Source organism: Corynebacterium sanguinis, from assembly GCF_007641235.1.
Classification (GTDB): domain Bacteria; phylum Actinomycetota; class Actinomycetes; order Mycobacteriales; family Mycobacteriaceae; genus Corynebacterium; species Corynebacterium sanguinis.
This window is the reverse complement of the sequence record NZ_CP038157.1, coordinates 2,190,384-2,201,405: the sequence shown is the minus strand read 5'-3', so window position 1 is coordinate 2,201,405 and position 11,022 is coordinate 2,190,384. Positions and strand designations below refer to the sequence as shown.

The window sequence follows — 11,022 nt, the reverse complement described above, 5'->3', positions numbered from 1 at the left end:
TGACATTTCACTGGGTCAGATGTCACGGTGAAGCTGTACCGGCCACATCCGACCTGGGCTTTTGCGCTGGGTTGCAGCTTGACCGTGACATTCGACCGCGTCAGATGTCACGGTGAAGCCGAGTCGGGCTGCGGCGACCTGGGGTTTTGCACGCTGGTGCCGGTTGACTGTGACATTCCACCGCGTCAGATGTCACGGTGAAGCCGAGTCGGGCTGCGGCGACCTGGGGTTTTGCATGCGGTTGCCGGTTGACCGTGACATTTCACTGGGTCAGATGTCGCGGTGAAGCCGTACCGGCCACATCCGACCTGGGCTTTTGCGGCCCCCAAAAAACCGAACCCCTACAAACACACAAAAAGCGGCAGCCCGACCAACCGGGCTGCCGCTGCGATGAAACCTTTACGCGAAGATAGTCGACGGGAGGTACATCAGGATCAGGGTGATGATCACCAGCAGGTTGAAGATGCCCGCGCCGGCAGTGGCCTTTGCCTTCGCGCCCTCGAAGTTGGAGGTGTAGTCGCTCTGGTCGGCCTCGGCCGGGTCGAGCGCGTTGAGGGTGCCCATCATCTTGCGCTGCTGCGGGATGACCATGAAGAACAGGATGCCCCAGGCGATCAGCGCGAGGATGATGGCGGTGTGCAGGAAGTAGTTCGTCTTGTAGACATCCCAGCCGAAGATCAGTACCACGGCGCCGAGCAGCGGGACGAGCGCGGAGAGCATGCCGTAGGTAGACGTGAGGCGCTGCAAAACGCTGGCGCGGCCCACTGACTCCTGGGCACCGGAACGGGCTTCCGCAGCTTGGCGGGGGAACATGGAGGCGGCAACCATGACGGGGCCGAGCAGCAGGATTGCGGCGGCTACGTGCAGCAGAACGAAGACAGTATTCATGTGCTCCACCTTACAGGTAGGGTCGGCCAATTAGCCCGGTGAGACCCGTGCATGCGCGCCGCGCCGCGCGCAGGTCCGGGTGGGGCATCGCTAGCGAGTACTCCCGGGCGACGGCGACGAGCCGGCGGGCGTAGACACAGCGGGAACGGATGGCGGGTGGCAGCCATTCGCTGGGGAGCTGGTCGGACTTGGACCGGTTCGCCTCGGCGGATGTGACCACGAGGTTTCGCGGATCGTTGGCAAAGGCGATGCGCGTGGGGCCGGGCCAGGCGTGTGCGCCGGCGTCCCACGCCGCGGCGAGGGGGTAGAGATGGTCAATCTCGACATCAGCGGGTTCCAAGGGGGCGCCCGTGTAGGGGTCCGTGATGGGGCTGGAGACCCACTGGCTATGCGGGGAGTCGCACGAGACGGCGCCGAACGCCTCGGCCATCAGGGTGTCACGGGTGTCGCATCCGTCGGCGACGGGGGCCCAGCCGGGGCCGAAGGCGTCTCGCTCATAGCCCAGCATCGTGGTGCGCTGGGCGGGGGAGGCGTTGGTGGGGGCGTCGATAAGCGAGCGCGGGGTGGGGAACGGAATGACGGCGAGGGTGAGGGCGATGAGGGCAGCGAGGTAGTAGCGCACACCCTCTTAGACTTAGGCGCCGGCGCCGCGGTTCCGCTCGAGGGCTTGGTCGAAGCTGGCCTCCGGGTTGCGCATCGCGTAGTCATTGACCCGCATCGCCGTGTCGAACTCCTTGGCCACGCCGGGCCGGGTACGGGTGGTGGCGGACACGGCGACCATCACCGCGGTGGAGAGGACGACTCCGGGCACGATCTCGTAAATCTCGGTGATGGACGAGTCGACGGAACCCCACATGAACACCGTGACCGCCCCGGTGATCATGCCGGCAATCGCGCCCTCGGAGGTCAGGCCTTTCCAGTACAGCGAGGCGATGACGACGGGGCCGAACGCGGCGCCGAAACCTGCCCACGCGAACCCGACAAGGCCGAGGATGGTGTCCGAGGGGTTGGCGGCCAAGGCAATGGCGACGAGCGCGATGAGCACGACCATGGCGCGCGAGAGCAGGAGCAGACGCTCGCCGGCCAGCTGGCGTTTGCCAAGCACGCGGTAGAGGTCCTCGATCAGTGCCGAAGAGGTGATCAGAAGTTGCGAGGACATCGTCGACATGATCGCGGCGAGCACGGCGGTGAGGACGATGCCGGCCACCAAGGGATGGAACAGGACGCGGGTCATGTCGAGGAAGATGGTCTCTCCGTTGGGGTCGGTGACCTGCGCGCCCGTCTGGGTGAAAAAGACGGTGGCGACGAGCGCGGTGAAGATCGCGCCGATGTAGCACAACGTGACCCACAAGGTGCCGGTGCGGCGAGCCGAGGCCGCCTCAGCCGGGGAGCGCAGTGCCATGAATCGGGTGATGATGTGCGGCTGGCCCATGTAACCGAGCCCCCACGCGAGATTGCTGATGATCGTCACCGCAGACACGCCGGCAAACAGGTTGAAGTAGGTGGGATTCGCCTCCGGGAATGGCCCGTAGGGGTTCGCAGCGGCAAAGGAGAAGATCTCGCTGGGGGTATCCAGGGCAAACAGGGCGATGATCGGCACGGTGAGTAGGGCGAGGAACATCAGCATGCCCTGCACCACGTCCGTGTAGGAAACGGCCAAGAAACCGCCGATGAAGGTGTAGATGACGGTTACGGCACCGATGACGAGCATTCCCGTGAGGTATTCGCCGCCGAACGTCGACTCGAAGTATTTGCCACCGGCGACCATGCCGGAAGAGACGTAGAAGGTGAAGAAGAAGATGATGATGATTGCGGCCGTGATGCGCAGCACGCGCGAGGAATCTCGGGTGCGGTTTTCGAAGAAGCTCGGCAGAGTGATCGAGTTTCCCGCGACCTCTGAGTATGAGCGCAGGCGGGGTGCGACCCACTTCCAGTTTGCCCAGGTGCCGATCAGCAGGCCGATGACGATCCACAGCTCACTGAAGCCCGCGACGAACAGCGCGCCGGGCAGGCCCATCAGCAGCCACCCCGACATATCGGATGCCCCGGCCGAGATCGCGGCGACGAAGGGTGGCAAACCGCGTCCGCCAAGGACGTAGTCGTCATACTTCTTTGTCCTGCGCCACGAGTAGTAGCCGATGGCCAGCATCGCGGCGAAGTACAGCACGATGGCAAGAATCATCCACGCGTTGTCCACGTTGTCCTGCTCCTTGGTTTTTTCAGCGGGTCGAAAGTTTCACACAGCGTATCGTGTCCCGCACGCGTGGTATAAGGGAGGTTATGCCTGAATTCCTCCTCCACGGACTCTGGTTGCCCGAGTCCGGTCTCAACCTGTGGGTTGAGCAGGTGGAGGGACACCGGATTGTGCTTCCGTCCCAGGTTCCTGTGGGCACGTTCCCGCCCGTTGTTGAAAAGCTTGTCGACGACTCCAGGTTCCGTCACCGACGCCGCGTGCGCCTGCAAACCCCGCGCGGAAAGCACGTGGAGCTTCGCGTGCCGACGGCCGCGTTCGCCCCGGCTGAGACTGTCTCTTTCCTCGCGACGCTGATGTTCGTGGACTCTGATTCCCCCGCGGCGACGGCGTCCCAGCGCGCTGCGATCGCCCCGGATCTTCAGTGGTTGATCCGCATGTATGTCGGACTGCACCGGTTCGTGCGCGCCGGACGGGTGAGCATCCACGTGCCGTATCGCGACGGGCAGTGGTACGCCGAGTGGCAGCTGGGCACGGGGGTGGAAGAGCGTGGCTGGCTCGCCGAGATGGTCGCCGCGGCCCCCGGGGTGCTGGCGGTGAACAACCCGAGCTTGGACGAGGACCTCGCCCACACGCTCGTGCACTGGATCGCTACCGCACAGCTCGAGGGCTTGAACGAGAACACCCGGCCCTACCCGTGGCACGATTTCGTGCACTCGCTGCTCACCGCGTCCCCGTTGCGCCGCGGCGGGGCGGAGCTGACACGCAAGCTCAGCGATTGGAATGGTTCGATCACCGCAGTCAACCTGCAGCTGGTGTTCATCGTGGGGCAGCCCGCCGACGCCGACGAGGCCGCCGACACCGACGATGGCAGTGAGGCCGCGCAGTGGCCCGTGCGGGTGCAGGTCCGCTCCGGCACCGATTCGCCGCGGCCAGTGCGCCTGCACGACTACGACGCCGCCACCGCCCAGACCCTGCGCCAGGCTCTGAACCGGGCGGTGGAGGTCAGCGACTTGGTCGATCCTGTTCAACACCCGCGCCGCGCCGGGTCCGCGTTAGCCTCGCCCGAGATGGAGGGGGATTGGGATGCGTACCTGACCACCGATGAGATTGTGCGTTTCGTGCGGTTGGACGCGGTGAAGCTGCGCATGAGCGGATTTGCGGTGATGCTGCCTCGCGCGTGGTCGACAGCGGAAACCACCGCCAAGCTCAACGTCGCCGCTGAAGCCAACCCGCATGACTCATCCACGGTCACCCACTTGGGCTTTGACACTCTCGTTTCCTACGACTGGAAAATCTCCGTCGGGGACATCGAGCTTGACGATGCCGAAATGGCGCAGTTGATCAACTCCAAATCCGGGCTGGTCAAGCTGCGCGGGCAGTGGGTGCTTGCCGACGGCAACGCTCTGGCCCGCACGCAGCGCTACATGGAAAAGCTCGCCGAAAGCTCGCTGACGCGCGCCGAGCGCGAGGCCGAGGCCGCACGGACCCGGGCAGCGCTGGCCGAGGCCAATGGTGCCGGCGATGCCGCCGAGCTGGCGGCAGAGGCAGAGCGCTTGCGCGAGCGCTACGAGCAGCTCAAGGCCTCCAACAACACTGAGGGTGCGGTCACCGCCGCTGAGCTGCGCGACCTTGCCCTGGAATCCGCCGCGGCCGACGATGAGGCGCCGGTGGAGTTTTCCGGCTCGCCGTGGTTTACCTCGCTGGTGGCGGGCACGCAGCGGCCCGCCCCGGAGCGCGTGGACATCCCCGGGTGGGTCAACGCTGAGCTGCGCGAGTACCAGCGCCGCGGGGTTGACTGGCTGTACTTCATGTCGCGCTCCAACTTGGGCGCCGTGCTGGCCGATGACATGGGGCTGGGGAAAACACTGCAGCTGCTGACCCTGATCGCCGTGGAACGCGAGCGGGGCGAGCGCACCGGCCCGACACTCGTGGTCGCACCGACCTCCGTGGTGGGAAACTGGGCGCGCGAAGCCAAACGCTTCGTTCCCAAATTGAAGGTCGTGGTGCACCATGGCACGCAGCGCCTCAGCGGAGATGAGCTGTTCGGGGAGATCGATTCCGCGGACGTGGTGATTACCTCCTACGGGGTGGCCGGGCGCGATATGAAGGACCTCTCGCGTATTGAGTTCGACCACGTTGTGTTGGATGAGGCCCAGGCGATCAAGAACGCGGGCACGAGGGCGTCGAGAAGCGTGCGCGCGATCCCGGCGAAGCACCGCATCGCGCTGACGGGTACGCCGATCGAGAACAAGCTCTCTGAGCTGCGCAGCCTGCTCGACTTTGTCAACCCCGGCATGTTGGGCAGCCAGACCTTTTTCCGCAACCACTTTGCCAAGGTCATCGAGTCGCGCCGCGACGTCGAGCTCGCCGAGGAGATGAGCGAGCGCCTGCGGCGGCTGACCACCCCGTTCATCCTCCGCCGGCTCAAGACCGACCCCGCGATTATCGACGACCTGCCGGAGAAAAACGAGCACATTGTCACCGTGGACATGACGCCCGAGCAGGCGGCGCTCTATACCGCGCTGGTGCGCGATGCCCAGGCCGAGCTCGAAGAGCGCGAGGGCATGGCGCGCAAGGGCATGGTGCTGGCCACCATCACCCGCATCAAGCAGATCTGCAACCACCCCGCGCACTTCCTCGGTGACGGCTCTGCGGTCACGCTGAAGGGAAAGCACCGCTCCGGCAAGGTGGCCATGCTTATGGAGCTGCTCGGCGAGGCGATCAACTCCGAGCAGCGCGTGCTCATCTTCACCCAGTACAAGGCATTCGGCGCGCTGCTGCAGCCGTACCTGGCGGAGCGTCTCGGCGAGCCGGTGCCGTTCTTGCACGGCGGGGTGAGCAAGGACGCGCGCGACGCGATGGTGGACAGCTTCCAATCCGTGGGCGGACCGCGCGCGATGCTGCTTTCCCTGAAGGCCGGAGGTACCGGGCTCAACCTCACCGCAGCCTCGGTGGTCATCCACCTCGACAGGTGGTGGAACCCGGCCGTGGAGAACCAGGCGACCGACCGCGCGTACCGCATCGGCCAGGACAAAAACGTCACCGTGTACAAGATGATCACCCGCGGCACGCTGGAGGAATCCATCCAGGATGTGCTCGACGGCAAGATGCACCTGGCGGGTACCGTCGTGGGCGAGGGAGAGGGCTGGATCACCGAGCTCGACACCGAGGACCTCGCGCGGCTGATGAGCTACCGAGCGGAGGAGGGCTGACATGGCGCAGCACAACAGGCCGAGAGAAGACAACGTCATCTACGCCAACTTCGGGGCGCGCCGGCGGGTGACTAGCCCGGAGGAGGCGGGTGCCGCGCAGCCTCCGCTGCAGCGCGCCCCGTCGTTCTCGCCCGCGGCGATGCGCGTGTTCAACGCCGCGGTGCGCCAAACCGATCCGGCGCGCACCAAGCGCGGCCAGCAGTATGCCGCCGGCGAGCACGTGCTCGACGTCACCGTGCGCTCCGGGGGCTTTGACGGGGTTGTCGCGGGGAGCCAGAACGACCCGTTTAGCGTCAGCATCCAGCTGCCGCGCCGTGCCCCGACCGACGTCCAGGACGCGCTGAACATCATGGCGCGGCGTGCCAACTCGGTGGCCAGGGCACGAGCGGGAGAGTTCGACGACGACGTGCTCGACATCTTGCTCGCCCCCGACCCCGCCAGCGTCCGCTTCTTCTGCACCTGCCCGGACCCCGCGGCGGTGTGCAAGCACGCCGTGGCCGTCGCGCAGAAAGCCGCCGAGCTTATCGACGCCTCCCCCGAGGTCATCTTCTCGCTGCGCAACTTGAACCTGGCCACCTTCGAGCAGGGGGTGCGCAACCGCGCCGTTTCGGTGGCGAAGGAGAACTCGGAGGAAGGCTCGGAGTACTTCTGGGACGGCCGCGAGATGCCCAGGCTGCCGGAGCCGAAGCTCGCGCCGATGATCGAGGACTCCGACATCGATATGCTGCACCGCGCGATGCAGTCGGTATCCTTTACCAACATCGATCAGCTGCGCGCTGTGGCCGACATCGAAGACCTGTACGAGGAGTTGACCAGGCAGTGAAGCCGTGATGTCGGGCGCGTTTGCTACAAACAATGCCATGAAACCTCTGACCTTCATTCACACCTCGGACCTGCAGTTAGGCATGACGCGCAAGTTCTTGCCGCCGGAAGCGCAATCGCGTTTCGACGACGCCCGCTTGCGCGCCGTGCACCGCCTCGGCGAGCTCGCCACAGAGCGCGGCGCCGAGTTCATCGTCGTCGCCGGTGACGTCTTCGAGCACAACGCCTTGGAAAAGCGCACCCTCGGCCGGGCGCTCGAGGCGCTAGATAACCTGCCCGTTCCCGTGTACCTTTTGCCCGGCAACCACGACCCGCTGGTGGCGGACTCGATTTTTAGCCGCACGCACGATCTCACAGGGGTCACGATGCTCGATTCCACCGATGTTGTCGAGGTGCGCGAGGGCGTCGAGATCGTCGGCGCGCCGCTGAAGGCCAAGTACGCCTCCGAGGACCTGTGCGCCGCAGCGCTTGCGCCGCTTGCGCCGACCAAGGCGCTGCGCGTGCTCGTCGGGCACGGGCAGACGCAGTCGCGCACCGGCGAGGTGGCCCCCGACACCATCGACCTGGACAACCTCGAGACTAAGCTTGCCGACGGCACCATCGACTACGTGGCCCTGGGCGACACGCACTCAACCCGCTCGCTGGGTGACTCCGGTAGCGTCTGGTACTCCGGCTCGCCGGAGACGACCGATTTCCACGACCTGACCCCGGGCGTTGCCGGCGGCGAGGTCGACTCCGGCAACGCGCTGGTGGTGCAGCTGTCCAAGGGGCACGCGGAGGTGGAGAAAGTACCGGTGGGCGCGTGGGTGTTCCACGCCCTGCACTTCGAGGTCGGTGGTGGGGTGGACGTCGATAAGCTTTTGGCTCAGCTGCGCGCGTACCCGGACAAGGAGCGCACGGTGATTAAGTACGCCATCGTGGGCACGCTCGGGCTGGAGGATACGCGGCGGCTGGAGGAGGGGTTGGCCGAGCTTGAGCCGGTGTTTGCCTCTCTGCGTGAGCGCACCCGCCTGATGGATCTGCACCTCGAGCCCGGTGCCGACGAGCTGGCGAACCTGCCGCTCGGAGGCTTCGCGGCCAATGCCATGGGCGAGCTGGCCACGGCCGCGACCGGGGGAGACGCCACCGCCCGCGACGCGGTCAACCTGCTGTTCCGTCTGGCGAAGGAGGCCTAGGAGCCATGAAGATCCACTCCATTTCGCTGCGCAACGTCCGCGCCGTGGAACACCTCGAGCTTGACGACATCCCGGACACCGGCGTGATGCTGCTGCACGGCGACAACGAGGCGGGTAAATCCACCGTGCTCGACGCCATTGACGCCGTGCTCAACTTCAAGCACTCCACCTCCGACAGCAGGGTCAAGGTCTTAGCGCCTGCCGGAAAAGACGTTGGGCCGGAGATCACGCTTCGCGCCACGGTGGGCCCATACACGTTCAGCGTGCGCAAGGTGTTCCTGCGCAAGAAGCGCTCGGAGCTGACCATTACCGCGCCGAAGCGCGAGCAGTTCACGGGCCGGGAGGCCGACGACAAGCTCGAGGCCATCTTGGACGAGCACCTGGACAAAACCCTGGCGGCGACGCTGTTTCTGCGCCAGGGCGAGCTGGACCCGGGCATCGCCGCCGCCGGCATTCCCTCGATCACCCGCGCCTTGGACACCGGTGAGGCAGGCAGTGACGAGGCCGCGCCTGGGACCGAGGACACTGCGCTGATGCAGCGCATTGAGGCGGAGTACCTGCGCTTTTTCACCGCGAAGGGCCGCAAAAACGCCGCGTACGCCGACCTGGAGAAGCGTGTTGAATCCGCGAGCGCGTCCGTCGCCGAGCTCGACGCGGAGGTTGCCAGGCTCTCCGGTTTCGTCGACGAGGTCGCGCGCAAGGAGACGGAGATCGCGAGGATTTCCGCTGAGCTGCCCGAGGCCGTTGAACAGGAGGCAACCCGCGCGGAAGAGGCCGCTGCCGCCAAGGCACTGGCGGACAAGGCCGAGGCGGCGCAGCAGGCGAAGGACCGCGCCGAGATCGACCTCGAGCGCGCCACCGAGGACATCGCCGCGCGCGCCGCCACCCGCTCGCGTGTCGACGCCCTCACCGCCGAGGCCGCCGAGCTTTCGGCCTCACTGGTTACGGCGCGCGAGGCAGCAGAGGGCGAACAGGCGCGCGTGGTGGAACTGACCGGGGCGCGCGATCGCGCGAAGGAGCGCCTCGCCCAGGCCCGCGCGGACGTCAAGGACGCCGAGGCTGCGCGCCAGCAGGTGCGTGGCCGCATCCGGGCCGCCGAGCTCGGCGAAATCATCGCCCGACTGGACGCCGCCGACAAAGAACTGGCGGATCTGCGCGCCGCGCAGCCCGAAAAGCCCGTCACGGACGCTGACGTGCGCGCGGTGGAAAAGGCGCGAGAAGAGCTTGGCCTGCAGCGCAGGCTTCGCGACACCGCGTCGGCCAAGCTCGAGATCACCGCCCCAGAGGGTTCTGTTTTAAGCATTGACGGCGATGTTGTGGATTTCGACGGTACTGCGACCGTCGGTGTCCACCACGGCACGCGGGTCGGCATCGGCGACGTCGACGTAGTCTACCGCGGTGCCCAGGGCACGGAGCAGGCCGCCGAGGCGGTGGAGAGCGCGCAGCGGGAGCTGAGCGAGCTACTCGACGCCCACGGTTGCGACGACATCGATGCCCTACGCAGCCTGCGCGACACCCACGCGGAACTTGCTGGAGAGTTGACGATGGCGCAGCGCCGCCGCGAAGACGTCCTCGGCGCGCGCGACGCGGAGGAGCTGCGGGCCGAGCACGCCCGGCTTGCTGCGCTGGTAGAGGGGGATGCCGTTGTTGGGGAGCTCGGTGAGGACGAGGCGGAGGCAGCCTTAAGCGCAGCGCAGCGCGAGTTGGACGAGGCAAGCGATGCGCTTGAGCTGGCCGAGGGTGCGCTGCGTCCCTGGGCGGAGCGTAAGGAGGCGACCGCGCTCGCTGTGTTGGAGGAGCGCGCCGAGGCGAAGACCGCGGAGAAAGATGCGGCGGTGGCGAGCTTGGCCGCGGCGGAGGAGAAGACTCCGACCGAGCAGCTTGAGACTGCGCGCGAGCGGGCAGCCGTTGCGCTGGACGCGGCGAAGAAACAGGCAGAAGTACTTGCCGTCGAGCTCAAGCGCGCAGACCCGGAGCTGGCCGCCGACCTTCTGGAAGGCGCCCAGGTCAAGGTGCGCAATCTGCGCAACCGGCTGGGGGAGGCGGAGCGCAGGGTTGCGGAGCTATCAGGGCGTATCGAGCAGGCCGCCGGCGTGGCGGAGCAGGCGGATCGGGCCGCCTCCGCGCTCGAGGCAGCCGAATCGGAGTTGGCCACAACTACGCGCCGGGCGGAGGCCGCGCAGCTGTTGCGCGAGACGATGCTGCGCCACCGCGACGAGGCCCGCGCCCGCTACGCCGCGCCCTTTGCGGAGGCGCTCAACCGCTACGCCACGCGGGTTTTCGGCCCGGATGTCGAGTTCACCCTGGGCGAGTCGCTGGAGATCCAGGCCCGCACGTTGCACGGCGCGACCGTGGCGCTCGACCAGCTTTCCGGGGGCGCGAAAGAGCAGCTTGCCCTGCTGGTGCGTTTCGCCATTGCGGAGCTCGCCGGAACGGGCCAAGCAAGTAAAAGCCCCGTGCCGGTGATTGTCGACGATGCCTTGGGGGCGACGGACCCAACGCGCTTGGAGCTGATGAACTCCCTGTTCAACCAGGTGGGGCGCGAGTCGCAGGTGTTTGTACTGACGTGCTTCCCGCAGCGCTTTGACCGCGTGTGCGTTGCCAAGGTGGCGTCTATTAGCGAACTTAAGCAGGTGGGGGAGTAGCGGTTGGCTCGGTTGCTGTATTTGGTGTGTTTCGTGGCCGGGATGTCACGGTCAGGGGGTTCTCGGCGTGTCCGAACTGGGGTTTT

Annotated in this window: 7 protein-coding genes; 4 read left to right on the top strand and 3 right to left on the bottom strand. The window is 66.5% G+C overall.

Annotated elements, in window-relative coordinates; genetic code table 11:
• Positions 1–399: 399 nt before the first annotated feature.
• The 3 genes from E3227_RS10600 to putP are packed head-to-tail and all read right to left on the bottom strand — an operon-like array spanning position 400 to position 3,070.
• Entirely contained in the window at positions 400–888 is a 489-nt protein-coding gene (locus tag E3227_RS10600) for a DUF2269 domain-containing protein (RefSeq protein ID WP_136653603.1), read from the bottom strand.
• A gap of 10 nt (positions 889–898) precedes the next feature.
• Positions 899–1,510, bottom strand: a complete 612-nt coding sequence (locus E3227_RS10595) for a GmrSD restriction endonuclease domain-containing protein (RefSeq protein ID WP_144318437.1) — start codon at positions 1,508–1,510, stop codon at positions 899–901.
• A gap of 12 nt (positions 1,511–1,522) precedes the next feature.
• Positions 1,523–3,070, bottom strand: a complete 1,548-nt coding sequence (gene putP / locus E3227_RS10590) for a sodium/proline symporter PutP (RefSeq protein WP_144318656.1) — start codon at positions 3,068–3,070, stop codon at positions 1,523–1,525.
• Between the two features lie 98 nt (positions 3,071–3,168).
• Here putP and E3227_RS10585 point away from each other — a divergent pair, with 98 nt between their 5' ends.
• From E3227_RS10585 to E3227_RS10570, 4 genes are read left to right on the top strand one after another with little or no spacing between them, the layout of a single operon-like run.
• Positions 3,169–6,294, top strand: coding sequence for a DEAD/DEAH box helicase (locus tag E3227_RS10585; RefSeq protein WP_144318436.1), 3,126 nt, complete (start codon positions 3,169–3,171; stop codon positions 6,292–6,294).
• 1 nt (position 6,295) lies between these two features.
• Positions 6,296–7,117, top strand: a complete 822-nt coding sequence (locus tag E3227_RS10580) for an SWIM zinc finger family protein (protein ID WP_144318435.1) — start codon at positions 6,296–6,298, stop codon at positions 7,115–7,117.
• A gap of 37 nt (positions 7,118–7,154) precedes the next feature.
• Positions 7,155–8,291: a metallophosphoesterase family protein gene (locus E3227_RS10575; RefSeq protein WP_170228675.1), complete on the top strand. Its 1,137-nt coding sequence runs from the start codon at positions 7,155–7,157 to the stop codon at positions 8,289–8,291.
• A gap of 5 nt (positions 8,292–8,296) precedes the next feature.
• Entirely contained in the window at positions 8,297–10,936 is a 2,640-nt protein-coding gene (locus tag E3227_RS10570; RefSeq protein ID WP_144318433.1) for an AAA family ATPase, read from the top strand.
• Positions 10,937–11,022 lie beyond the last annotated feature (86 nt).